At 41.4% G+C, this 25,321-nt stretch carries 29 protein-coding genes and 1 tRNA gene; 10 read left to right on the top strand and 20 right to left on the bottom strand.

Annotated elements, in window-relative coordinates:
* Positions 1 to 11: 11 nt before the first annotated feature.
* Positions 12 to 749, bottom strand: a complete 738-nt coding sequence (locus ABEB05_RS07975; RefSeq protein ID WP_265789112.1) for an MlaE family ABC transporter permease — start codon at positions 747 to 749, stop codon at positions 12 to 14.
* 119 nt (positions 750 to 868) lie between these two features.
* Here ABEB05_RS07975 and ABEB05_RS07970 point away from each other — a divergent pair, with 119 nt between their 5' ends.
* The 6 genes from ABEB05_RS07970 to ABEB05_RS07945 all read left to right on the top strand — a co-directional run bounded on the left by ABEB05_RS07970 (position 869) and on the right by ABEB05_RS07945 (position 6,204).
* Positions 869 to 1,990 (top strand): potassium channel family protein, encoded by a 1,122-nt coding sequence (locus ABEB05_RS07970; RefSeq protein ID WP_265789110.1) that lies wholly within the window; start codon positions 869 to 871, stop codon positions 1,988 to 1,990.
* Positions 1,987 to 3,168 carry a chorismate synthase gene (aroC, locus tag ABEB05_RS07965; protein ID WP_265789108.1) on the top strand — a complete coding sequence of 394 codons (1,182 nt, stop codon included), beginning with the start codon at positions 1,987 to 1,989 and terminating at the stop codon, positions 3,166 to 3,168. The genes ABEB05_RS07970 and aroC overlap by 4 nt, the downstream gene beginning before the upstream one ends.
* A 35-nt stretch (positions 3,169 to 3,203) precedes the next feature.
* Entirely contained in the window at positions 3,204 to 3,554 is a 351-nt protein-coding gene (locus ABEB05_RS07960; protein WP_265789106.1) for a tetratricopeptide repeat protein, read from the top strand.
* Positions 3,547 to 4,677, top strand: a complete 1,131-nt coding sequence (locus ABEB05_RS07955; RefSeq protein WP_265789105.1) for a LysM peptidoglycan-binding domain-containing protein — start codon at positions 3,547 to 3,549, stop codon at positions 4,675 to 4,677. The genes ABEB05_RS07960 and ABEB05_RS07955 overlap by 8 nt, the downstream gene beginning before the upstream one ends.
* Entirely contained in the window at positions 4,677 to 5,405 is a 729-nt protein-coding gene (locus ABEB05_RS07950; RefSeq protein ID WP_265789103.1) for a CPBP family intramembrane glutamic endopeptidase, read from the top strand. Before ABEB05_RS07955 ends, ABEB05_RS07950 begins: the two co-directional genes overlap by 1 nt.
* 223 nt (positions 5,406 to 5,628) lie before the next feature.
* Entirely contained in the window at positions 5,629 to 6,204 is a 576-nt protein-coding gene (locus ABEB05_RS07945) for a sigma-70 family RNA polymerase sigma factor (RefSeq protein ID WP_265789101.1), read from the top strand.
* Between the two features lie 15 nt (positions 6,205 to 6,219).
* On the opposite strand, the gene ABEB05_RS07940 is transcribed toward ABEB05_RS07945, so the two are convergent.
* From ABEB05_RS07940 to ABEB05_RS07920, 5 genes are all read right to left on the bottom strand, one after another.
* A complete protein-coding gene (locus ABEB05_RS07940; protein WP_265789099.1) occupies positions 6,220 to 7,551 on the bottom strand; it encodes a sensor histidine kinase in 1,332 nt (443 codons plus the stop codon).
* Between the two features lie 108 nt (positions 7,552 to 7,659).
* Complete coding sequence (gene clpX / locus ABEB05_RS07935; RefSeq protein WP_265789097.1) at positions 7,660 to 8,925, bottom strand: ATP-dependent Clp protease ATP-binding subunit ClpX; 1,266 nt, start codon at positions 8,923 to 8,925, stop codon at positions 7,660 to 7,662.
* A gap of 21 nt (positions 8,926 to 8,946) precedes the next feature.
* Positions 8,947 to 9,585 carry an ATP-dependent Clp endopeptidase proteolytic subunit ClpP gene (clpP, locus tag ABEB05_RS07930; protein ID WP_265790129.1) on the bottom strand — a complete coding sequence of 213 codons (639 nt, stop codon included), beginning with the start codon at positions 9,583 to 9,585 and terminating at the stop codon, positions 8,947 to 8,949.
* An 80-nt stretch (positions 9,586 to 9,665) separates the two neighbouring features.
* Positions 9,666 to 10,955 carry a trigger factor gene (tig, locus tag ABEB05_RS07925; protein WP_265789095.1) on the bottom strand — a complete coding sequence of 430 codons (1,290 nt, stop codon included), beginning with the start codon at positions 10,953 to 10,955 and terminating at the stop codon, positions 9,666 to 9,668.
* A gap of 70 nt (positions 10,956 to 11,025) precedes the next feature.
* Positions 11,026 to 11,109: transfer RNA gene (locus ABEB05_RS07920), tRNA-Leu, on the bottom strand.
* 179 nt (positions 11,110 to 11,288) lie between these two features.
* Here ABEB05_RS07920 and cutA point away from each other — a divergent pair.
* A complete protein-coding gene (gene cutA, locus ABEB05_RS07915; protein WP_265789093.1) occupies positions 11,289 to 11,648 on the top strand; it encodes a divalent-cation tolerance protein CutA in 360 nt (119 codons plus the stop codon).
* A 42-nt stretch (positions 11,649 to 11,690) separates the two neighbouring features.
* Here the strand turns inward: cutA and ABEB05_RS07910 are convergent, their stop codons facing one another.
* Complete coding sequence (locus tag ABEB05_RS07910) at positions 11,691 to 12,350, bottom strand: phosphoadenylyl-sulfate reductase (protein WP_265789091.1); 660 nt, start codon at positions 12,348 to 12,350, stop codon at positions 11,691 to 11,693.
* Between the two features lie 61 nt (positions 12,351 to 12,411).
* On the opposite strand from ABEB05_RS07910, the gene ABEB05_RS07905 reads away from it, so the two are divergent.
* Positions 12,412 to 13,173: an enoyl-CoA hydratase/isomerase family protein gene (locus tag ABEB05_RS07905; RefSeq protein ID WP_265789089.1), complete on the top strand. Its 762-nt coding sequence runs from the start codon at positions 12,412 to 12,414 to the stop codon at positions 13,171 to 13,173.
* Between the two features lie 12 nt (positions 13,174 to 13,185).
* Here the strand turns inward: ABEB05_RS07905 and ABEB05_RS07900 are convergent, their stop codons facing one another.
* Positions 13,186 to 14,421, bottom strand: coding sequence for a S1C family serine protease (locus ABEB05_RS07900; RefSeq protein WP_265789087.1), 1,236 nt, complete (start codon positions 14,419 to 14,421; stop codon positions 13,186 to 13,188).
* Positions 14,422 to 14,443: 22 nt separating this feature from the next.
* Complete coding sequence (locus ABEB05_RS07895; protein ID WP_265789085.1) at positions 14,444 to 15,427, bottom strand: DHH family phosphoesterase; 984 nt, start codon at positions 15,425 to 15,427, stop codon at positions 14,444 to 14,446.
* Positions 15,428 to 15,576: 149 nt separating this feature from the next.
* Here ABEB05_RS07895 and ABEB05_RS07890 point away from each other — a divergent pair, with 149 nt between their 5' ends.
* Both ABEB05_RS07890 and ABEB05_RS07885 read left to right on the top strand, forming a co-directional pair.
* Positions 15,577 to 16,194 carry a thiamine diphosphokinase gene (locus tag ABEB05_RS07890; protein WP_265789083.1) on the top strand — a complete coding sequence of 206 codons (618 nt, stop codon included), beginning with the start codon at positions 15,577 to 15,579 and terminating at the stop codon, positions 16,192 to 16,194.
* A 75-nt stretch (positions 16,195 to 16,269) separates the two neighbouring features.
* A complete protein-coding gene (locus tag ABEB05_RS07885; protein ID WP_265789082.1) occupies positions 16,270 to 17,709 on the top strand; it encodes a sodium:solute symporter family protein in 1,440 nt (479 codons plus the stop codon).
* A gap of 54 nt (positions 17,710 to 17,763) precedes the next feature.
* Here ABEB05_RS07885 and ABEB05_RS07880 read toward each other — a convergent pair whose 3' ends face one another.
* The 11 genes from ABEB05_RS07880 to ABEB05_RS07830 form a co-directional block, all read right to left on the bottom strand.
* Positions 17,764 to 18,330, bottom strand: a complete 567-nt coding sequence (locus tag ABEB05_RS07880; protein ID WP_265789081.1) for a hypothetical protein — start codon at positions 18,328 to 18,330, stop codon at positions 17,764 to 17,766.
* Positions 18,331 to 18,550: 220 nt separating this feature from the next.
* Entirely contained in the window at positions 18,551 to 18,946 is a 396-nt protein-coding gene (locus ABEB05_RS07875; RefSeq protein WP_265789080.1) for a hypothetical protein, read from the bottom strand.
* 96 nt (positions 18,947 to 19,042) lie between these two features.
* Entirely contained in the window at positions 19,043 to 19,564 is a 522-nt protein-coding gene (locus ABEB05_RS07870) for a hypothetical protein (RefSeq protein ID WP_265789078.1), read from the bottom strand.
* Between the two features lie 55 nt (positions 19,565 to 19,619).
* A complete protein-coding gene (locus ABEB05_RS07865) occupies positions 19,620 to 20,015 on the bottom strand; it encodes a hypothetical protein (protein WP_265789077.1) in 396 nt (131 codons plus the stop codon).
* A gap of 226 nt (positions 20,016 to 20,241) precedes the next feature.
* The gene (locus ABEB05_RS07860; protein WP_345694257.1) at positions 20,242 to 20,883 is read right to left on the bottom strand and encodes a hypothetical protein; all 642 of its coding nucleotides are present in this window, start codon (positions 20,881 to 20,883) and stop codon (positions 20,242 to 20,244) included.
* 116 nt (positions 20,884 to 20,999) lie between these two features.
* Positions 21,000 to 21,452, bottom strand: a complete 453-nt coding sequence (locus tag ABEB05_RS07855) for a hypothetical protein (protein ID WP_265789073.1) — start codon at positions 21,450 to 21,452, stop codon at positions 21,000 to 21,002.
* 42 nt (positions 21,453 to 21,494) lie between these two features.
* Positions 21,495 to 22,049 carry a hypothetical protein gene (locus tag ABEB05_RS07850; RefSeq protein WP_265789071.1) on the bottom strand — a complete coding sequence of 185 codons (555 nt, stop codon included), beginning with the start codon at positions 22,047 to 22,049 and terminating at the stop codon, positions 21,495 to 21,497.
* A 57-nt stretch (positions 22,050 to 22,106) separates the two neighbouring features.
* Positions 22,107 to 22,733: a hypothetical protein gene (locus ABEB05_RS07845; protein ID WP_265789069.1), complete on the bottom strand. Its 627-nt coding sequence runs from the start codon at positions 22,731 to 22,733 to the stop codon at positions 22,107 to 22,109.
* A gap of 106 nt (positions 22,734 to 22,839) precedes the next feature.
* Entirely contained in the window at positions 22,840 to 23,388 is a 549-nt protein-coding gene (locus tag ABEB05_RS07840) for a hypothetical protein (protein WP_265789067.1), read from the bottom strand.
* 126 nt (positions 23,389 to 23,514) lie between these two features.
* Complete coding sequence (locus ABEB05_RS07835; RefSeq protein ID WP_265789065.1) at positions 23,515 to 24,120, bottom strand: hypothetical protein; 606 nt, start codon at positions 24,118 to 24,120, stop codon at positions 23,515 to 23,517.
* Between the two features lie 2 nt (positions 24,121 to 24,122).
* A partial coding sequence (locus ABEB05_RS07830) for a hypothetical protein (protein WP_265789063.1) occupies positions 24,123 to 25,321 on the bottom strand: 1,199 nt, incomplete at its 5' end.

Below are 25,321 nucleotides of genomic sequence, written 5' to 3'. Positions count from 1 at the left end.
TTCTTCGAACATTATAGAAATACAGCGGCAAGTACAAAATCAGCTAATAATACATAAATACAGCTTAAAACCGTAGCCTGTGTTGTTCCTTTCCCAACGCCTTCAGCGCCCCCACTAGCATAATATCCTTTAAAACAGGAAACGGAAGTTATCACAAAACCGAATACAAAGGCTTTAAGTATACCAAATGTTACATCCCATGGGAAAAAGAATTCACGTGCACCGGACATAAACTCTGTTGGAGATATCGCACCGGATACATAACCGGCCGTAACGCCTCCTATAATACCCGAAGCGCTGGCAAATATATATAATATAGGAAACATAATAAGTCCGGCGAGCACTCGGGGCAGAACCAGAAATGAAACCGAATTAAATCCCATAGATTCCAGTGCATCAATTTGCTCGGTTACCCGCATGGTGCCAAGTTCTGTTGCTATGCGTGCGCCCACCTTGCCAGCCAGTACCAAACTAGTAATCACAGCTGCAAGCTCAATAAGTAACGACTCCGAAGTAATAGCCCCAATTACTGAAATGGGGATAAAGGCAATATCCAGCTGGTATGCAGTCTGTATAGTCATTACAGCCCCGGTAAACACCCCGGTGAGCAAAACGATAGGAACGGATTCATACCCTATCTTTAGCAACTCACTAACCAGATTTTTTTTATATGTGTTTACCTCGTACAGCGATCGTAAAGATCTGTATAAGAGCAGGCTGTACTTTCCAAATTTTTCAAGTGATTCCATAAAATATCTTTTCTATATCAACCTTGGAAACTATTAAATTTCTATGTCGTTGTCATTTCGTACACTTTATTTTTTCAACTATATTGTAATCCTTCGATTATGCCAATAATATTTAGGATATGAAAAGTTTTTTTAAAGACATTATTGATAATATTATAGCTTTGCGCATTGGCATTGCGCTTGTGGTATTAACCGTTATCTTTTTTATCGGATCTACCGGGTACCATCTAATTGATGGGATGAGTTTTTTTGATGGTTTTTATATGACTTTCATTACCATAACAACTATTGGCTTTTCTGAGCTAACGAACCTGTCAGCAGCAGGCCGTGTGTTTACTATCGTTGTCTTTGTAATGGGTATAGGAGTAATATCGTATATTGCCACACAAACAACGCAACTTATTTTTGAAAGCGAAATTTTTAGAATTAAAGCTATGAAAGCCCAACTTCAAAAAATGAACAACCATTATATTGTCGCGGGTTATGGGCGCATTGGTCATCGTATCGCCCAGGTACTCAAGGAGGCTGATATTCCATTGGTCATTATTGAAAAAAGCGATAGCAAAATTGAAGATATTAAAGATGACCAGCTTCTGTACGTTTCCGGAGATGCCCAAGAGGAAGACACTCTCATGGAGGCCGGTATTGACCGTGCCAAAGGATTCATATGTACGTTATCCCGCGACCAGGATAATGTATTTGCTACTCTTGTTGCCCGGGAACTGAATAAAGATTTACTTATTTTAGTTAGAACGAACCAGCATAAAAATACAAAAAAGATTTTACGAGCGGGAGCGGATAAAGTTATCTCCCCTTACGAGATTGGAGCAGATCGAATGGCTAACGTCATATTGCGTCCCCATGTGGATCAATTTATCAATCATATACAGGGCGGAACAACCGATGATGATGTGCAGAATCATGTCTTTGAAGAAATTCGGGTTGGAGAAGGATCAGAACTTGACGGAGAAACGCTTTCCGAAGCTAAAATACGTCAAAAATATTTTGTCGCTATTATTGCAATCATTTCGAAGGATAAAGATCTTATCCAATTTAATCCCGGAAGTGAGGATACTATTTCGGCCGGCGACTCCCTTATTGTTCTGGGCGATGTTGACGATATAAAGAAGTTACGCAGAGATGGATGTGATGATGACAGATCTATCTCTGATCGCGTCTCCACTTATAATTTTTTAGATATAATTAATTCACAGACTACTAATAATCCTGATATTGTATGATACGTTATTTAACAGCAGGCGAATCTCATGGTCCCCAATTAACCGGTATTATTGAAGGTGTTCCTGCAGGACTCCCTATTACGGAAGATGAAATTGCGTTACACCTTGCGCGCCGCCAAAAGGGGTATGGCCGCGGCGGACGAATGGCATTTGAAAAAGATCGCGCTGAGATACTCTCTGGAGTACGCTTTGGAAAAACAACTGGGGCACCTATAGCCCTGCAAATGCCCAATCGTGCTTTTGAAAAAGATGATGCCAACTGGCCTAAGGTAATGGCAAAGGAAGGCGACGGGAAAGATGTGGAGCCCATTACAGTACCGAGACCGGGCCATGCAGATCTCACCGGCGTACAGAAATATCGATACGATGATATTCGTCCCTCGATAGAACGGTCCAGTGCCCGAGAAACCGCTATGCGCGTAGCCTGTAGCTCAATAGCCCGCAAATTGTTAAAATATTTTGGTATTGAAATAGGCGGACATGTTACCCGCATTGGAAGCGTAGGGTATGAACAGCCATGGGAATCGGTCCGATCGATTGTTGACCCCATGCTAAAGGATGGTGCTGAAACCGTATTTCGGACGGCTGATGAATCAGCGGTACGCTGCCTTGACGAAGAGCTTACCGAACGAATGCGTGAGCTTATTATCAAGCGGCGGAAAGAAGGAAGCTCTCTAGGAGGCCATTGGGAAATACTGGTAACTGGCCTCCCCGCCGGACTGGGAAGTTTTGTGCACTGGGACCGAAAGCTTGACGGGCAATTGGCTCAGGCTATTATCGGAACTCAGGCTATGAAGGGTGTTGAAATTGGACAAGGATTTGAATCCGGTCGGCGCCACGGTCAGGTTGTACACGATGAAATCACCTACGAAGATGACCAATTTAAGCGCCGTACTAATCGGATGGGTGGTATCGAAGGGGGCGTAACAACCGGCATGCCGCTTATTATCCGCGGCGTGATGAAACCAATCCCTACCATGCTTACGCCTATAGGCACTGTGGACATCAATACAAAGGAAGAAAAAGACACTCGTTATGAGCGGTCGGATGTTTGTGCACTACCTCGCGCTGTTGTAGTAATAGAAAGTGTTGTTGCCCCGGTACTGGCTAACGCTTTTCTGGAAAAATTTGGCGGTGATTCGGTTTCTGAAATTGAAGAACGCTATCAAAAAAACTAAAATAGGATGAATCCTGATACGTTACCTATAACGTTATGAATGAGGATACCAAATCAAAAATAAAACAGCTGGCTCAACAGATTAAGAAAAATCCGGGTGATTCTTTTTCTAAATTTGCTTTGGCCCTGGAATTTAGAAAAGAGGGCCAGCAAAAAAATGCACGTATTTTGTTTGAAGATATTCTTAATAACGATCCTGACTATGTGGGAGTATATTATCACCTGGGGAAGCTTTATGAATTACAGGATCGACTAGATGATGCCAAAAACATCTATGAGCGAGGTATCCCAAAAGCTGAACAACAAAACAAAATGCGTACAAAATCAGAATTGAAAGAAGCTCTGCAAAATGTACAACTAGAAATTGATGAAATTAGTCATGACTAAAAACAAACCGTACTTTTTTGCCGACATTCTTGGGATTGTTTTGGTTTTATTCATGTTGCTGCCGGGAAGCTCTCTGGCACAAACCACGACCCATACCGTCCAGCAAGGAGAAACACTGTACAAAATTGCAGATCAATATAATGTTGAGGTAGAGCAGCTGGAGGCATGGAATGATATTAATGCTAATGAGCTTTCGGTGGGTACCGAATTGGTTATCCGGCAGACCTCCTCTTCCAACCAAAGCCAAGATGAAAATGCTGTACTTCATACCGTCAAAGATAACGAAACCCTTTTTTCGATATCCAAACAGTATAATGTTACCATTGCCGAACTAAAATCGTGGAATAATCTCGAATCAAACAATTTAAATATCGGACAAGAGCTTACGATATATCCCTCTGAGTCCAGTGAGGACGGAGAGCAATCCATTACTACTGAAGAGGACACCCAAACTAATACCTATTATACCGTTAAAAATAACGACTCTCTGTTTAAAATTGCCCGGGACCACGAAATGACGGTTGACCAGTTGAAGGAGTTAAACAATCTTTCATCGAACACTATACGGGTTGGACAACAATTAACGGTTCGAGCGACCTCTTCTACTCCCTCTGTTTCGTCAGCAGCCAGCTCTTCGGCACAGGGACAATTTATCAATCACCGGATAAGTGGTTCTACATCAATATCAGAATTGATCGAAGAATTCGAAATGGATGAAGAGGAATTTCGTGCTTTAAATCCGGATATTACCTCCTCGACGCTCCGAAGCGGCCAGGAAGTAACAGTCTTGGCTCCCCCCAGCAAAACATTCGAAAACCCTTATGCAAAAAACAGCAGCTCCATGGAAAACCTTGGATCAATATCGGTTTCTCCTTACGAGCAAAAAGCCAAAGCAACCCCAACTACCAGTGGTGAGCTCTATAATCCCGACGCGCTAACCGGCGCTCATTCAAACATCGCATTGGGTTCTGTTATTTTTGTGGAAAATCCCGATTACCCACATGGTATTTTTGTGCGAATAAATGATCGTATTACCGGCAACGGACTAAAGCTATCGTCCGCCGCATGGAACGTCCTAAACTATTCCGGCAGTAGCGGCTCTGCAACAATTTTCCAAAACTGATGACAAAACCCGGCAGTACTATAAAGCGGTATTTCTCTACCACCCATTCTTTACTGTATAGCTACCTTATAAGTCTTCCGCTGTTGATTCTCTACGAAGTTCTTATTCGGGTATCTCAACCCGGACAGGATCAAATCGTCCGAATTTCAGTGGATATGTGGATCAAAACGTTATTTTCCTACGTAGATCCAAATGTTCTTTCCATTACCTTGATTCTGGTTGCGGTTCTTGGTCTTTTTATCCTATATAAAGAACGGCACCGCCTCTCGTCCCTCAAGTTAAAGTATTTCCTCATCATGATATTTGAGGCGTCAATCTATGCTTTCGTCCTCTCAATACTTATTTCTCTTACTGTTGGAAGCCTGGTACAACTTATACAAAGCTCTCCTATTGAAAGCCTGTCAATACTACAAAAAATGGCTCTTTCTCTGGGTGCCGGACTTTATGAAGAATTATTTTTTCGCGTCATTTTAGTCTCGACATTGCTCTGGATATTCAACCATTTCTTCAAGAAACAAGTGGTAGCTTATACCGGGGCCATTATTATAGCAGCCCTCCTTTTTAGTTTAGCTCATTATTTTGGATCAATGGGCGATCCTTTTACCCTTGGATCTTTCTTATTTCGATTTCTTTTCGGCCTATCTCTAAATGCCATTTACATATGGCGGGGATTTGGCATGGCTGCCTGGACTCATGCGATTTATGATCTTATGGTGATCGTTTTTTAATAAAATATAATTGGTATGTAAAAGATTATATTGTCTTTAAGAAAGCTTCACAAAATTTATGTATGTTAAATGACATATGTATTGCCTATGAAGCTCATTAGATAAACCGATTAAGATTTTAAATACAAAATCAATATTATACTAATTGATCAAGCTGAGTAGCACAGGTAATAGTAAATCCATAGTGATTTTAAACATTAGCAATCAGAAGCTGATATAGGGAATGGCCGAATTAACGAAGGAGGAAGTCCAGAAGCAGGAAGATTTCGAGGAAGAAATTATTCCTCATTTGGACGCTATGTATAATTTTGCTCTGCGCCTGACATCCGATCCCAGTGATGCGGAGGATCTGGTACAGGATACTATTGTCAAGGCGTATCGCTTTTTCAGCAGTTACGAAAAAGGTACCAACGCCAAAGCATGGCTTTTCCGTATTCTAAAAAACTCCTATATAAACAACTACAGGAAAAAGTCTAAAAAGCCTAATCAGGTTGACTATGATGAGGTGTCTACTTTCTATGAAACAATCCGTGCCGAAAGAACGGATACCTCGGACCTCGAAGATAAGATGTTTCGTGATCTTATCGACGATGACATCTCTAACGCCCTGGATGAACTTCCAGAGGACTTTAGAACGGTTGTTTTGCTTTGCGACGTAGAAGGATTTACCTACGAAGAGATAGCGAATATGCTGGATGTTCCCATTGGCACTATCCGGTCGAGACTACATCGGGGACGTAATTTGCTGAAATCCCAATTAATGGAATATGCCCAGGAACGCGGTTATCAGCCAGATTAAATTAGTATTTAATCACTATGTTTTAGCCGTTGAGGGCTCTGATGATTTTTGTTCGGAAAGTTCTGTGAGATCTACCTTCAGGATTATTCGCATGGTTGTCCCCTTCCCTACTTCTGTATCATAAACCATCAACTTACCTTTGTGGTATCCTTCAACAATCCGTTTGGTGAGGCTAAGTCCAAGTCCCCAGCCTCTCTTCTTAGTACTATATCCCGGTTTAAAGATCTCATTTTGATATTTCTTTTCAATTCCCACTCCGGTATCAGCAATTTCTATAATGACCTCATTTTCTACCCGCTTCATCTTTATGGAAACCTGTGCTTTGGTTGCAGAGGACTTAATGGCATCCATCGCATTTTTAATTAAATTCTCCAAGGCCCACTGAAATAAATCGGGATTAACTTTAGCCTGAATTCCCGACTCAAGTTCGCAGAATACATCCACATTTTTGCCCCGCTTCGGTAAACGGTGCTTCATGTAATTGACAACGTCTTCAATAATAGGACCCAGACGATGATATTCAAGTTCAGGTTCTGATCCGATCTGATTGAACCGTTCTGACACTCCGCGAAGCCTGCTAATATCATTTTCCAGCTCATCACAAATACGCTCTGTAAACTCATCACCCTTTTTCTCTTCCCTCAACAACTCTATCCAACCATACATACTCGAAAGGGGCGTGCCTAATTGGTGTGCAGCCTCTTTAGTCATGCCCACCCATAGGTTCGATTGTTCTGATCGGCTAATCGTGCGGTAACTTACAAATCCAATTCCCAATAATAGAGCCAACAAACTAAGTTGAATGTATGGAAAGTAGCGCAAATACCGGACCGTAGGACTTTCTCCATAATACACATACTGAGTCATATCGTAGTCATCACCCACCATCCTTATTTCAATAGGATCGTTCATGGAGGAGTAGTACTCAATGAGATCTTGGTCATCCATATTCGTATCTACATCCTCTTTAAAGAAAACCTCTCCATTTTCATCCGCAATAATTCTGGGAACCAAAAAACGATCTTCACTTAACACAATTTCCTGTGTTACAAAGGTTTGTGATGTACGGTCTGCCTCTGCATCCTCAATAAGCTTAATAATACTGTCCGGTACAAATGATTCCCTGCGAAGATAGTCCGCGGCTTCAAGTAAATTTTGGCTAATTTCCTCCTGAACAGGATTACTCGTGTATTCAATAGCCTTTGCCCACAGTTCCACTCCCGATTTTTCCTGTTGCAGTATGCGACTTATCAAATACTGATTGTAAGCAAAAGAACCGATACCCAGTAATATAAACAGTACTACCAGGAAAATATTAATTCTATTTGACGTAACGTATGGTTTCATAGCACCCGTTCAGGGTATTCTCACAAGATTATCAGATATATATTTTACAAAATAAAAAAGGCATCACCGAATGATGATGCCTTTTCTTCTAATTTTTTATCAAAGTTATTATGCCGATGCCTTCCGCTTCTCATAAACCGGCGGAGCATCTTCATCAATAGTTTCTTTGGTTATTACGCATCGCTCTATGTTTTTCATAGAAGGAAGCGTAAACATGATCTCCAGCATTGACGACTCCATGATAGAACGAAGTCCCCGGGCGCCGGTTTTTCTCTTAAGCGCTTTCTCAACGATAAGTTCAAGTGCCTCTTCCTCAAAAATAAGTTCAACCCCTTCCATCTGGAACAGCTTCTTATACTGTTTCAGCAAAGAATTCTTGGGCTTGACAAGAATATCGATCATAGCATCTTTTGAGAGCTGGTGGAGGCCTGAAATAACGGGCAGGCGTCCGATAAGCTCCGGAATAAGCCCATAGCGTTGTAAATCCTCTGATTCTACATAGGTAAAAATATCCGGATCTTCTTTATCGAAAGTTACCTGCTCTTCAGAATGGAAACCAAGAGAGCTAACGGACATTCGTCGCGCTATAATCTCTTCAAGGCCACTAAAAGCTCCACCGCATATAAACAGGATATCAGAAGTATCTACCTGAATAAAGCTCTGCTCGGGATGCTTTCGTCCTCCTTTGGGAGGTATATTAGCAACCGTTCCCTCCAGAATTTTCAAAAGGGCTTGCTGTACTCCTTCACCGGATACATCACGCGTGATAGAAGGATTATCGCTTTTACGGGCAACCTTATCCACTTCGTCGATATAAACAATGCCTCGTTTTGCCTGTTCTACATCGTAATCGGCTGACTGTAAAAGACTCGAAAGAATGCTTTCCACATCTTCTCCCACATAACCCGCTTCCGTAAGTACGGTTGCATCGGCAATGGTAAACGGGACGTCAATAATATTTGCCATGGTACGCGCCAACAGCGTTTTACCGCAGCCGGTCGGACCCAATAGCATAATATTACTCTTTTCAACCTCCGTATCGTCAAACTCATCCTGAAGGTCAGAGTTAATACGCTTGTAATGGTTATATACCGCCACAGAAAGCGTTTTCTTTGCTCCCTCCTGGCCGATCACATATTCATCAAGCTTGGCCTTAATTTCTGCCGGCTTAAGCAGCTGTTGATAGTTCTTCTCTCGTTTCTTGGACATAGAGGCCAGATCACTCTTCACGATGCCGGAAGCATCAGCCACGCAGCGGTCACAGATGTATACGTCATCAGGTCCTGCTACCATACTATTAACTTCATGGCTTGATCGGCCACAAAAAGAACAGTGGATGGTATTGTCATTATTGTGCTGTTCTTTATCGCTCATAATCTTTACTAAACTATAAGATTACTCTTCTTTATTTTTGTCGCGCTCCATGATATTATCAATCAATCCGTAGTCCTTTGCTTCATCGGCGCTCATCCATTTATTCCGATCGGAATCTTCCATGACCTGCTCAGCATCTTTGCCGCTGTGCTTGGCCAAAATACTGCTAATTAGCTTCTTTATACGAAGGATTTCCTGTGCCTCAATCTCAATATCGCTTGCTTGTCCGCGCACACCACCCAGAGGCTGGTGAATCATCACACGGGCATTGGGCAATAAATTTCTCTTCCCTGCTGCTCCACCAGCCAGCAGAACGGCTCCCATGGATGCCGCCATACCCACACAGGTAGTTGCCACATCACACTTAACATACTGCATGGTATCATAAATTGCGAATCCTGATGATACAACCCCCCCGGGGCTATTAATATAAAGATTAATATCCTTTTCGGGATCTTCGGATTCAAGAAATAATAACTGTGCTACAATCGAGCTTGCTACGGTATCATTAACCGGCGTTCCCAAAAAGATAATGCGATCCTTAAGTAGTCGGGAATATATATCAAATGCGCGCTCTCCCCGCTCGGTCTTCTCGACCACCATTGGCACCAAATTGTTATTCTGTATCTGGGAAACATCGGCATTTTCCGTATCGGGCATTTCAAATAATGGTTGTTTGTTCATAATCTACTTGGAAATAAAACTAAATTTTATTCAAAAAAATTGATCGCAGCCTTCACTTAAGCTTTGACTTTTTCATCATGCTTTTGCTGATAAGTTTCCTTATCGATTTCATTGACTTCAACAACTTCCTTCAACTTGTCGAACACCTTATTCTCGCGAATATTATTTCTCAGGCTTTCCAGTTGCTGTGGGTTCTGTGCAAAAAGGTTCCTTAATTGATCAACACTTACCCCGTACTGCGCCGCCTGTTGCTCAAGTTGAGCATCTATATCTTCGGGTTTTATCTCGATATCGTCAAATTTTTCTTGCAGTTTTTCATTTAGGAAAAACCACATTGCATCGCGCACAGCCCTGTCATGTATTTCTTCTTTGTACTCCTCTTCATCGAAACTAGGAGGAAGTTCTCCGCCGGACTGCTGCTTTACGCGCTCTACATATTGGTTCTCCACTTGGTTCACAAACACTTCCGGAACCTCGAAATCATGTTTATCAACAAGTTCATCGACCACATCGTTCTTAAATAGATCATCAGCAGACTGATCGTAATAGTCCTGGATACGGCTTTTCACAAGACTTTTATATTCATCTACATTTTTTGCTTCTTCATTACTCTGCTGCTTGGCAAATGCATCCGTAAGCTCAGCCTTATGTAATTTTTCCACCTTTTGAATAGTTAGCCGGAAGGTATCTGCTTCCTCTCCTTCTCCGAGGGTAACATCTACCTCATCACCGGTTTCATGTCCCAACAGATCGTCCTTAAACTGCGCAAATTCCTCCTTGCGTAAATCGATAACCTGTCCTTCGTCCGTTTCTTCCTCAACAGGCTCACCCTCTTCATTCAGATGGGTTGCATCAACCGTTACTTTACTTTCTTCAGTAATTTCTTCTTCTACAACTTCCCAATTCCCTTGCTGTTCAAGCTGGCGATCAATCTCTTCCTGAACTTCTTCATCCGTCACATCATGCACTAACCGATCAACAGAGACCTCTTCCAAATCACCCAACTCAAAATCAGGACGGGCACCAATCTTAAATTTAGCCTCCAGCTCATCGTCTTCCCAAATCAGGTCGAGCATTTGGCTTTCTCCCACGGGATCATATTCAGGAACGACCTCGTTTTCGAATACATCCTGAACATATTTGTTAACTTCTTCCCGTTCTATTTCATCGCCAAAACGCTTTCGAACAATCTTAAGCGGTACCTTACCGGGACGAAAGCCAGGCATATTAATTTGTCCGCGATACTTTTTATAAGCCTCTTTAAAATTCGGCTCCAGATCTTCGCGTTGTGCCGAAATAACAATTTCTTTGTCAACAGAGGTGATGTCGTTTACAGTAATTTCCACAGAATTTGCTTATTTAATTAGAATAGTAATACTATATTACTTAACTATTGTGTTGGTATAATTTAACTTGTACGAGAGGGGGGACTCGAACCCCCACGCCAAAAAAGGCACTAGATCCTAAATCTAGCGCGTCTACCAATTCCGCCACTCTCGCAGAAACGCTAACCCCCGATCATCCATGATTCACGGGGGTTTCAGAGCCACGAAAACTACGGTTTTTTTGCCCATTTTTCAACAGAAATAATTTAACCGGCCGCCGCAAATCGCTATGAGCCATTTAATGTTTTTTGTAGCTTATAGGTTCCGCCAAATTCTTAATAAACTCAAACTGCCATGTTTTTCAATCTGCGTCTCGTTTACATAACAGCTCCAAACAAGGAAGAAGCTAAATCCATAGGTCGCACTCTGGTTGAAGAAAAACTGGCGGCTTGCGTAAATATTGTAGACGGCATGGAATCCATTTATCGCTGGGAGGGAGAAATAGTCGAGGATCAGGAAACAATTTTGATCGCCAAAACACCTTATCATAACGTAAAAGACCTTACCAGCCGGGTAAAAGAACTACATAACTACGACTGTCCATGCATCATTTCACTACAGCTTACCGAACAGGAAGGGAATGAAGAATACCAGCATTGGCTACTTAAAAATTCAAGAAATCAAGAAATAAATTACGAAATCGATGATATTTGAGAGTAAAGGAGAGCAAAACCATCAAAATTACTCCTGTATTTCTCAATTATTGTGTAATCCGCATTCCGTCTTCGACTGCTCATTCCATCGCCCATTGCGTCCCACCCCGGGTACCGTACAATGCGTACAGCCTACAGAGTGGTATCCCTGCTCTTTTAGTGGATGTTGGGGCAATCCATGACCAACAATATATTCCTCAACCAGCGAACTATTCCAATCTATTAGAGGATAAAATTTAAGCATCTCGTCTTTTTCATCGACAATCTGCAAGGTGTTGCGATGATCATTTTGGAAACCAATCAGTCCCGACATCCACACATCGTGTTTACCTTTCATCTTTTCGATAGGCTCAACCTTATTTATCTCACAACATCTATCAGCGTCCTGACTCCATAACTGTTTTTCCTTAGTCATCCCATGCCTCTCCTCGTCAGGATGAACATCTATTACATTAAGATCCAGCAGGCGTGTCAGTCGTTTTTTATAGGTAAGTGTTTCATCAAAGTGGTACCCAGTATCAATAAAATAAATAGGGTAGCCAGGGTTAATCCGACTTACCAAATGCAGTAATACAGCAGATGTAGTTCCAAAAGAGGATGTGACAAGTACCTTTTCAAACGAATTAAAAACCTGGGCTACGCGTGCATCTACTATCTTTGTAGAGAGCGATCGATTTATTTTTTCTTTATTGACAAGATACATATAGTTTCCATTTACTATTGATCATACATATCACCTTAATTAATACGGCCTTAATCTAACATTGCCTAACCTAAAAGTCGAATTTAAAAATAATATCTGTCAGGCCGTTGTCAACCGGCCCGAAAAGCACAACGCTGTAAACTTCGAAGTGATAGAAGCACTGGAAGATCTCATCGGGCGTATCGAGAAGGATGAAGAGACACGATGTCTGATTCTGAAGGGAGCAGGCAGCCAGTCATTTATTTCCGGAGGTGACCTGCGTGAGTTTCATACCCTTAAAAAAGCTGAGGATGCAAAGCCTATGGCCCAGCGCATGGTCAGCCTGCTCACACGCATAGAAAAGCTACCTTGCTGGACCATTGCCTCTATAAACGGGGCTGCTTACGGGGGCGGATGTGAAATAATGCTTGCCTTTGACTTTCGGATTGCTTCCTTCGATGCGGTCTTTGGCTTTACCCAAAGCAAGTTCTATCTCCCTCCGGGCTGGGGCGGACTTACCCGCCTTGTGGAACGCGTCGGTCGCTCTACAGCCCTGCGCTGGCTGGGAGCAGCAAAAGTAGTTAATGCCAAAGAAGCACTCCGATATAACCTAGTAGACCGGTTGACCGATCCTAAAAAACTCTCCGGGGAAAGCTGGGAATGGGCAGAACAGCTCACTCGTAACGATAGGGCTTTTATCAAAAACTTAAAAGAACAGGCTCTGCAATTGGCCCATGCCCGGTGGAAGGCTATTGAGTCCGAACTTGATTCCTTTGCTAAATTCTGGGAAAGTGACCTCCATCATAAACGGGTACAAAAATTCCTGGATCGAAAAGAGGATTAATCCGGATTAAAATTACTCTTTCACTTTTTGTCGCAGGTATATCTCCGTTTCATACCGGTCTCCACGCCGCCATAACTCTACTTGCATGGAATCTCCTTCCGAAAACTCTCTCATAAGCGCCTGGGCATGCATTTGGCTTTGTATCCGCTCATCACCAATTCTCAAGATAATATCTCCCGGCACAATTCCTGCTTCAAAAGCCGGTCCATCACGATTGACACTTTGTACCAGCAGTCCCGTCACCGCCGGAAGATTATAGCGAGCAGCTAATTGATAGGTCATCTCAGCGGTGCTAAAACCCGGATCAAAGGGAAGCTGTACCTCCCCTGAAAGTTCGAGTTGACGTATAATCTTCTGTACCCGGTTACTGGGAATAGCAAATCCCAATCCTACAAAACCAGAACTGGTTCCTCCGGTGAAAATAAAGGTATTCACCCCAATCACTTTGCCTTCGCTATCAACCAGCGGTCCCCCTGAGTTTCCGCGATTAATAGCGGCATCGGTCTGTATCATATCCATATATACCCGCGGCTCATTAGGATTGGGGCGAAAATCCCTGTTTTTAGCACTCACCACCCCCACCGTTACAGAAGGTCGTGCGGATTTAAACAATCCAAATGGATTACCGACTGCCAATGACCACTCTCCAACAATTACACTGTCCGAATTACCAAACTCTACAGCAGGAAATTCGCGGTCGGCATCCATTTTAAGCAGGGTAAGATCGGCGAGTTCATCCGAGCCGAGAACTTCAGCTTCATACTGCGATCCCTCCGGCAGAGAAATCATTACTTTTTTGGCATTTTCTCCCGCTACATGCTGATTTGTCACCACCAGACCATCTTTACTTATGATAAATCCCGAGCCCATACTGCTAACCTCTTGCTCCATGGGAACAGAAAAGAATCGGTTATAAAATTCGCTGAACGCCTGGCCTCTGCGCGTCACAACTTCCGTTACCGTAATGCTGACTACCGCCGGGCTTACCTTTTCCACCGCATTGGTGATGGCGGTTCTTCGACTTTGGGAAATATTTTGAGTGACTGGCTGACTGTTGCTTTCTACTGTTTGCGAGCGGGTCCCTTCCCCATTTGCCGAAGGAGAAGTAGACTGAGAGAGAGAAGAGCCCGAGGCCTGCATCACCCGCTGGACCTTATTGGTATTTTCCTGCTGAGGTACATCAGCGCAACTAGTAATAAAAAGGAGAAACAGGAATGTGGCATTCATGCCAAAAAGAGAATATTTCATCTCGATATTCGGAAAATTTATGTTACGACTTATCTACGCTTACTAACTGCTTGGACCCAATTTCCACAATTTCCCGGATGGTTTCCTCAAGGGGGCCCGGATGCCAGGCTCCAGAAGCCTTTTTATGGCCTCCACCGCCAATCTCACGAGCCCATTTATTGACATCTACTTCATCACTTTTAGACCGCAGGCTCATCTTAACGCCATCGCCGAGCGCTTTAAACAGTACGGCGGCTTTAATACCCCGCACGCTCAGCGGATAGGCTACAAAGCCTTCAGTATCATCATTGGTGGTATTGGTTTCTTCAAGCATTTCTTTGGTAACGTACATTATAGCGATTTGATTGTCTTCGAATAATTCAATCGTGCCCATCGCCTTACTGAGCAGGTGCAGTTGATTTAAACTTTTATTGGAAAACACCTTCTCGGCCACTTCATTGGGACGGAACTGGCCGAGGCGTAACAACTCAGAAGCAATATTCATCGTCTCTGGCGTAACGCTGTCATATTGCAGGGAGCCGGTATCCGTTAAAATACCCGTATAGAGCGCTTTTGCTACTTTTTCGTCAACCTGCGAGACATCATTTTGAAGGAAAAGATGAAATATGAGCTCACACGTTGATGAAGCCTCCTCTACCGATATACTGAAATCAAAGCCATCATAAGGATCGGGATGATGATCAACCATATAGGTTGGTTTGGGATCATCCTGAATATAATCTGAAAAGCTACCAAAACGCTTCGGAGAATTTCCGTCAAGGACAAGAAATGCATCACATTTTTTCAAAAGAGACTCATCCGGCTTCTGTATGGGATAGTATTCAGCAAGCCAATGAAGATTTAAAGGTACTTCATCATCATTAAAGGCATACGTCTCGATACCATTTTTCTCCAACCAGAGGCAGGCGGCTATCTGCGCACCTATACAATCACCGTCTGGCCGAATATGAGAATAAACGCCTACGGTACGATATTCCTTTAATTTTTGAATGAGTTCTTCAAACATAATAACGGATTAGACCGCAAAAAATAAGCTTATTAAAATGGTACATAGCTATGAAGAAAGCAATATTTTTTTCAGGGGTATAATCTATCCCAATTTTACCGTATCATACTCGTTCCATATCCGGTTAAAAACTATTAAGGCCTCTTTTTATGGATAAAATGCTCATTTTATGCAATGGCGAGCCCCCGTCTGAAAAATTGTTTTACAAATATCGAGCGAAGACAGACTACTTTATTGCGGCGGATGGCGGAGGCAATATAGCTCGTCAATTCAGTGATACCCCCGATGTAGTGATTGGAGATTTGGATAGTTTTGAGGATCGAGACACCGATAACTTCAGAATTATTCATAGACCCGGCCAGGAATCAAATGATCTTGAAAAAGCACTATCCCTGGCCCAACAAAAGGGAGGATCACATATCTATATTTTGGGAGCAACCGGACTTCGCCTCGACCATACGCTCAAAAATTTATCCGTCCTCAAACAGTTCAACCGTCAGTTCGAAGATCTCTTCCTCATTGACAATTTTGGAAAGAGCCAGATTCTCCCCCACTCTTTTTCCAAAGAACTTCCCATAGGAACATTGGTTTCCCTTTTTCCGCTCTCCGGCAAAGTTACCAATATCACCACCGAAGGGCTCAAATACTCCCTCAAAGACGAAACCCTGGAAAATGGAGTGAGGGATGGCTCTTCCAATACAGTTGTCGGTACCCCCATTACGATCACTCATAAAAAAGGAGACCTACTCTTCTTCGAAGCTTTTTAGAGGCTCTTAACTTCTTTTGAAAGTAGCCACTTTCGGAATATCTTTAACCCATTTTAATTCAATCGTAGCCGTCCCTTGACTGAACTTGAATTTACACTCATTGACTGGGCAATGATTCTGATCTATTTTGGGTTGCTGGTCTATTTGACCTGGCAGCGCGACTGGGATCCTGACGATGAGGAATCGTACCTGCTTTCCGGACGAAAAATGAGTCTACCGGCCTTCGTTGCTACGCTCGTATCTACGTGGTACGGCGGAATACTCGGAGTCGGAGAATACAGCTACCAGTTTGGTATCTCGCAATGGCTGCTGTTCGGATTTCCCTTCTATGTGTTTTCCGCCCTCTTTGCGTGGCTACTGGCCGGCAAAATCCGGATGAACAAAGCCCTCTCCCTGCCGGAAGCAGTGGGCAACTTCTATGGCGAAAAAGCCGGACGCTTTTCGGCCCTCCCCATCTTTATCCTGGTTAGTCCCGCCCCCTATATTCTGATGCTGGGACTTATTTTCCAATATCTTACCGGCGGATCGGGCGACTTCCTATGGTATGCGAGCGCAGTAGCCCTCTTTTCGGTAGCCTATGTTACTTTTGGCGGATTCAGTGCCGTAGTGCATACCGATATGCTTCAGATTGCGCTCATGTTCGGGGGTTTTATCTCCCTGCTTATCTTTGCCGGGATGGATTTCGGGGGAATGGGACAGCTCTGGAGCCAGATGCCAGACAACTATCGCGATATTACCGGCGGACATGATCTGCAATACATCCTGGTCTGGTTTTTTATTGCCCTGTGGACCTTCGTTGATCCGAGTTTTCATCAGCGCGCCGCAGCAGCCAAAAATCCAAAGACCGCTAAAAAAGGGATCTTTATCTCCATCCTGCTTTGGTCCGTCTTTGATTTCCTAACCATGTTCAGCGGTATTTACGGGTGGGCCATCCTCGGTCCTGATCTAGCCGAACCCGTCATGGTATATCCCTATTTAGCCAACGAAATACTGCCTATTGGCTTCAAGGGCCTGTTTTTTGTGGCTCTACTGGCGACCATCATGTCCACACTGGACAGCTACCTCTTCTTATCGGGACAAACACTCGGGCGTGATTTCCTGGTAAAATTCTTCCCCAAGGTAAAGAATAATACGTTAACACAGATCAGCATCATCATTGCGGCCATCCTGGGAATTTTGCTGATTATCGTCTATCCCAGTGTAATCGATCTCTGGTATATTATCGGCTCGGTGATGCTTCCCGGTCTCCTGATTCCTGTTTTGGGCGTTTACCTGCGCTTCTTCACACTGAAAAAAGGTTGGGTCTTGCCCACCATGGTTACTAGTATAGGTGTTTCCCTACTGTGGCTTGTCATTGGGACCATCACCGCGGAAGGGAGCTATGAATATAAATTCCTGGGAATGGAGCCTTTCTATCCGGGCCTTGGGATCAGTATCCTATTTTGGCTGGTTGGCAGAAATCCCGATGGCGGACTGCTCGAAGAAACGGAGTTCACCAAAGAAATTACGGAATGAGCCAATAGCCCAGTACCATCACCGATCTAAGAAGTTATTTTTTCTTACAGTATTTTATGAATAAGAACCTCCTAGAAGTTCTTTTCCTACCACAACCCAGCCTTCGACTGGATCCTTTTTTATATATAATCGAAATGATAATTCTGAATACGATGTATATTCATCTGCTCTTACTGCAAAACATTGAAAGTTAGGACTTTCATTTTGTTCAAAATCAGACTCTGCACAATTATCTATAGAAGTACTTTTGGGCTGACCAAAAATAATAGATAGGAAAAAACCCTTTTTCTTACAATGCGGTGGAACATCGGATCGTAATTTTTCAGGGTCTTTTAGGTTTGATGGATCTGGAAGTCCTTGTGAAAAAACACAATCAAGATCAGCAATTATATCTGTATCTTCCAAATCAAATTTCTCAATTATCTTGATACGCTTCTTTAATAGCTTGGAAGAACTCGATTGCAAATGTTCTTCTTCTAATCGTGTAAATTGTTGATATGTAGAATCTATCATTCGAGGATCAATACGCAGATATTCTAGGTCTTTTGGATCATCAAATTGTAAACCTGCAGTGTCTACATATTGTACAAGTGTAGTAAAAAGAGCAGCATCAGATTCCAAAGAATAAAGTGTGCCTTTGGTTTTACAGGAATAAGAGTTAGTTATAAGAAGTATACTACCAATAAGTAGAAAACATGAATGTAAGTGTATCCATCTCATTTTTAAAACTAGCTTGTTAATAAACCTTTTGAAGAATGGTAAATCCACTTGCCATTACTTTTTTTCTTAAAAGTATCTATGACTATGACTCCCATAGTTTTATTTCTTTTTATTGTATGTACTATAATAGCGTATTTTTTCCTACTAAGGGAATGGAAAAATAGTGAATAATCGTCAACTCCGAAGGGAGTTGATATCCAGGCGGGGGAACGCTGTAGTCATAATACTCAGGGAACTCCTCCCGACTGATCAAATAATCGGTATCCCAGCCCCATTCTTTCCACTCTGCCGGTTCGTAGTTTTCCCATTGCTTTTGCCAAGCCTCCAAGTCTTCTTGCGAGATAGTCAGACTGTCGCTGTTAAGATAATCAGCCGTCAGCTTATCTTTGGATAGTACAATGCTAGTATCCTTGATCGATTCCTCATAAACAGCGATACTGTCGCCCTCGGCATATTTTTGGAGCAGCGTGTTGAGGATTTGCAGGCGCTCCTCATGCAGCTGCTGTTTGGGATTCATACCACATCCGGAGGTAACTAAAAGAACACATAGCCCTCCTGCTACAAATAAGTAAAGAAGTCGCCGGTTAATTGCCTTAAACCTCAAAACACAAACTTAAGTTGTGGTGATGTTACTTTTTGATTGGACCTTCCAAACTTTATCAGTTTTTTTCAACAGCACAATATCAACATTCCAGTTATACTTCCCAGATTTGTAGGCAACTTCTACAAAAGCATGTTTACTGCTGATAAGCGGTATAGAAAAAAAATAAACTGTTAAGGACGTTTCTATGGTTACTCCAGGTGGCGGTGGCCCCTCATAATCAAATGATTTGGGATACTCCTTTTCCGTTATAAAAGAGGGAGTTTCCCATCCCCATTCTTTCCATTCAACTGTTTCTATTTCACGGAGTTGTTTTTCCCACGCCTGCATATCTTTCCTAGTGATGGAGGAAAAAGCTTCCCTGAAATAGTCACTGTCTTTGTAACTAGTAAAGTTAATATCTTCAGTATCATACTCATACGATTCGTGGAAAACCGCTATTGAATCTTCATAAGTTTGATAATGAGAAACCAGTGCATTTAACACATTAATTTTTTCGGGTTTAGAAACATTATTTTTGTCACACCCCTGCATTAAGAGTAGAACAATTAATCCAAATAAGACAAAAACTATACATTTTTTGTTAATGCTAATTGCATATATCATTATTACGACTTCTTAGTTCTTCTTTAGCATTATTATATCCTTTTCTTATTTTAGCTTTATAAGCTTCGGAAGCGTTTTTCCATCCTTCATTATCTTTATCATATATGCCAACCCAAGCTAATCCTTGATAATAACTAAAGGGCATCCTTCCATTATCAAAATCGGAGGTCGCTTCGGCAATTAAGGTGATGTATTCTTCGTAGCCCATAGCTTGGTGTTCGGCATTACTTTGATTGGCTTCATCAGTTTCTTGGTTCCTGGTAGCTACATAGTTTTCCCAATCTTCAGTAATCGATCCCGGAAAGTTCGGAAGTGTCGAAGTATCTGCATTATCCAACAGGTATCGTCGCATCTCGGCGTGCATAGCTTCGTGCATCATTGTAACCGCTGTTTCTATTGGATATCTATTCGATATCCTTGTTTCATTTAGTACCATTGTGAAATTATTACTTCCACGTTCACTCTCAAGAAACGGGACATCAGAATTTAACTTTACTTTAATAGTTAAATTAAAGTTAGTGCTTTTCCCGGCATTGTGTTGATTACTTTTAATGATGCAGCAGTTTGAGATACAAAATCCTTTTTAATATTCACCTCATAGGGCTTTAAGAGGTAGAAATATAAAGTGTAACTCTATAAATGGGAGACCAAGTATCTCCCTTATTACTTAAAATGTATAATTGCCTTATCTTGCTGGATTTCGAAATCTTATTTTGATAGATAAGAGCTTTATCTCCCTCCTTATTAAAGAAAGGTGTAGAATAGTAAAAAAAAGATTCCAATTTTTCCTGTTGTGTGTAAAATTCTTCAATTTCATGGTGGCTTTTGGCAATAATAGGAAGGCTCCTGCTCTCCTGCCGACTCCACTTCTTTGATTTATAATTAGATATATCCTCATTCCACTGGCCAACTTCCTCTTTAGTAAAAAGAGTATCTATATCATTTCCATATGTGAAACCATATTGGTTCAAAAATTCCACCGTAAGTGGTTTCTCAAATTTTAAGGTATCAACAGATTTATAATATAATACAATGCTGTCGGGTTCATCTGTATATGAAATATGTTTTTTAAATTTTTTTGTCCCCGCTGAATCTATCGGTTCAAAATAAATATTAAGGCTATCCTGTTGTTCCTCGATTAAGGTCCGAAGAATTTTATTGGTTTCTACCTCTTTTGATTGTTCAGCACAACCAACAAAGATTACCAATATTATAACTATTATGGTAATGTTAGCTACATCTTTCATTGACAAAGGCCCCCCAGTCACTCGAAAAATCTCCCAGGAATCCTGGCAGGGTTGATGTATCTGTCGCACCATGCAAATATCTCCTCATTTTAAGGATATCTTCTGATGTGTGTCTCTTATTGGATAATCTCGGTATATTCGACTGGGGTGATAATTGCATATCTATTTAGCGAATCAATTTGGACAATGAATATTTGTTTAAAGCTTTTGTTCAAATCGAATATTTGGATTGGTTCTTTTCTACTTGCCTTTTCCTGAACTTCCTGAAAATATTCTGAATAGTATTCTTTCAGCCAGTTATAATTTCTAATATTTAAACTATTTAATTCTGAAATAGATATGGTATCCTTTTGGGATATATTTTTTGCTCTAAAATCCAACGGATCGCTTCTCAACTTTTGAGGATAAAGGTCAAAATGAAAATTAAGCTGGCAGAGAGAATCTGCAGTCGATCTTTTACTGTCCATCATTGTTTCTCCATCTTCTTGAAACAAGAGATAGAGTGAGGAATTGGTTTGTGCTACAGTTGTATTCCAAAATAAAATTATTGGAACAAAAATTAGAAACATCAATATAGGCCTTTTCATCACATTTGATGGCTTTAGGTTATATCATTGGCAATTCTTACTACCTGTGCTCAAAAATACTTGGTACTCTGAATTATAATATTCTTGCTGATCAGTCGATAATTGATTCCAAACAGTTGTCCCTTGTAAGCCTTTCCATGCTATACTTTCGTAAAAAGATTCTGAATGCTGATTATTATCATATTCTTGGAGGCCATTAACAATAGTATTTATATAATGAGCGGCCATTTGTTGATGGCTCCAATCTCCTTCCCTACCGTATCTTGTATAATAATCATAGATTCCAGGAAAATTTTTTGTCGTTATTTCTCCACCTACCGATGCTATTTTTCTCTTCATTTCTGCGTGAATGGCTTCATGTAAAAGGGTTCTGGCTATATCTAAGGAAGGAAGATCTAAATATCGACTATTTAGTGTAATAGTAAATTGTTTGCTACCAGTCATACTAGTTTCACCCAGTGTTATTGTGTTATTTTCATCTGGAATATCATCTGCCTTAATCTCCAAATCAAAGTTGGGGAAAATCTGCCGGAAGGAGCTATAAATCATTGGAAACTCAAAAAAAGGAAGGAAACTCAACTACAGCTTATGGACTTACGTACTCTACAGAATTAAGCATCCATCTCAATTTTAAGACTAGCTTGTAAATAAGCCTTTTGAAGAATGATAGATCCATTTTCCATTTTTCTTTTCCATTATTATATACACAACAACCCATGAATGTTTACCGCGGGAAGTAGCTACATTAACAAAGGCATGATTTTCTCCCACTATAGGCATAGAAAAGTAAACGATCTTAACAAAAGTTTTAACTTCAAACCCGGGCGGAGGAACGCTGTAATCATAATACTCGGGAAACTCCTCCCGACTGATCAAATAATCGGTATCCCAGCCCCATTCTTTCCACTCTGCCGGTTCGTAGTTTTCCCATTGCTTTTGCCAAGCCTCCAAGTCTTCTTGCGAGATGGTCAGGCTATCATTATTTAGATAATTAGTCGCTAGCTTTTCTTTGGGTAAAGAAATACTGATATCCTGAATCGACTCTTCATAGACGGCAATACTGTCGCCTTCTGCATATTTTTGGAGCAACGTGTTGAGGATTTGCAGGCGCTCCTCATGCAGCTGCTGTTTGGAATTCGTATGACATCCAGAGGACACTAAAAGAACGCATAGTCCTCCTGCTGCAAGTAAGTAAATAAGTCGCCCGTTAATTGCTGCAAACATCGGAGCTCCTGTTTCGTGCAGCCTGGTATTTTTGACCATCTTATTCTGGTCTGCAGGCTCCTTTAAGAGTACGATTAGTAATACGATAGCTACTTAGGTAGAATAAATCTCAATTCTATTGCTAAAAATAATTAGATTAAGATCTCTAAGTAGTAATAATATTTCTTTTTGACGCAATACTCCATTCACCCGCTGTCTTTTTTAAAATGATCCTATACACATTCCAAGAATACTTACCTGATTTTTTTGCAACAAATAGCAATGCATTTTCTTTACCTACCAATGGAACGGAGAAATAAAGTACAGTAATATAATTAGTAATTTCAGTACCTGGAGGAGGAATACTATACTCAAAGTAGTCAGGAAATTCGTTTTTGCTAATCAAAGAGATATTCTTCCATCCCCATTTTTCCCAATATACCCTCTTATAGTTTTCATGTTGATTATTCCATCTTTGAATATCTTCATTTGATATTTTTGTAGTATTAAAACTGGTTAACTTCATATACCGGTCAATATCACTCAATGAGCTTTCAAATACGGCAATGCTATCCTTATAGCTATTCTCATATTCCTGATAAACTAAATGAAGAATATGATTCCGCTGAGAATATATCTCCTTTTCTTCATTACAATTAGTTAAAAATGAGATAATGAAGAAAAAAGAAAAAGAGAATACTATTAATCTTTTCATTGTTAATTACAATAATCAGAATTTCTATTATCTAATTCTTCTTGAGCATCAATGTAGTTTTGTCCTACAGCATTTCGTTCCGTTAAAGGCGAATGGCAACCCTTGCCTTTAATAGCCTGATCACTCTTATGTCGTAAAAACATTGTTTACAGCAATAACAACCCACTTACCATCTTTTTTGCCAAGTAAATACACATCTACTGCCACAGAACCATAACCTTTATTCGTTTCAGCAGCTACAAATGCCCGATTAGAACTAACCAAGGGTACAGAAAGGGAAATAATACGTATGCGTTTGGAAGCAGGCCTTTCAACGGGAGGCAATTGGGCCTCTCCTGAAAAATAGTCGGGATAGTCCTCCCTGGAGATAAAGTTAGGCGTATCCCAACCCCAGCGAGGCCAAAAAGCCTCAGGTTTTTCATTTAATTGGTTATTAAATGTTTGAATATCTTCATCCGTAAAAGTAAAAGCTTTCCGCAAAGAATCTTCATCACCATATAAAGAATGTGCTTGGATAGACTCTATCTCTGATAAGCTAAGTGTATCCCAGTCTTTCAATGAACTCTCATAAGAATAGGAATTTTTAGCAATACGAATACTGTTGTCTTCAAATGTTTGGTAGTATAATGCGTTTAGAACAGCTACCCGCTGTTCATTTACGCTTGTACCTTCACAACCTGCTATACATAAGAATGAGAGACAAAGAAATGAAATAAAAAAATACAGCTTCATAATTAATTACACATTTTATTAGTTCTATCTTCCAAGATTTCTTTTGCAGCGTCCAAATTATTAAGTATTTGTGTTCTTTCTTGTGGCGTATATTCCGTATACCAAACATTATTAGCATCGGGTGAAAGACCAATCCAACTTAATGCTTGATAATATTCAAAGGACATTCTGTTATTATCAAAATCGGAAGCAGCCTGGGCTATAAAATCGACATATTCTTTAGCCATTGCGATATGTTCGGCATTTTCTTGATTTCTTGTAGCTACGTAATTTTTCCAATCTTCGGTAATCGATCCCGGGAAGTTTTGTAGGGTAGAGGTATCAGCATTATCTAATAGATACCGGCGCATTTCTGCATGCATGGCTTCATGTAAATATGTAATGGCCACCTCAACCGAGCTTCGGTCCTGCGCTAAATGATTGTTAGCCATTATGACAAAATTCTTTCTTCCATCATTATCATCAACGATATCTAAACCACCAAGGAACTCGTCCCCATTTTCATCTTCTAATATTGGAGCACCTGAAAAGATCAAATCATAATTGGTGTAAGACATGCCGAATTCGGCAATAAGATCTTGCATACTATTTGTATCAAGTACTCGGTCGACCGTGCATTTAAGTTTGGGAAATTTATCTAATTCTTTAGTATCAATGCCAATAGTTCCCATAAAGCCCACGATCTTATCCTTCACTTCCATTTCAAAGCATCCATGGACGGGATCCCCGCACGGGGCGCCTCCATCGCCTGAGCTACCGCCTCCTGAATCTCCACCACTTCCGCCAGTGGAGCCTCCATCACCTCCTGATCCACCGCCTCCACCTGAGGAACACACCCTGCTCGTGGTACTACCACTACAGGTTCGACCTGTATATTCACGGGATCCATCGCTATAGACTCTGTACCAGTCAGTACAATGATGCGTGGTAACCGTAACGCACACCAGTTGCATTTCATCCGTATCCGTTTTTCCTCTGGTATTATCCCACATTTCAAACTCATCTTTTGTTTCCTCCGGAATAAAGTCGGTTACTTCCCCTTCTTTATAAATGGTGGCTAACACTTTCTCCCCTGCTTCGTCAAACAGCGAAACCCGGCCGGTAAAATCCCCCGCATCCGCCCAGCTAAGGTCCGGGGTCTTTGTATTTCCCGGTTCCAAAAACTGCAATAAATAAAATTCAGGCTGATCTCCGGGCACAG

Origin of the sequence: Fodinibius salicampi (genome assembly GCF_039545095.1) — a bacterium.
Classification (GTDB): Bacteria; Bacteroidota; Rhodothermia; order Balneolales; family Balneolaceae; genus Fodinibius; species Fodinibius salicampi.
Note: the sequence above shows the minus strand (reverse complement) of the source record. Positions and strands in the feature narration are given on the sequence as shown.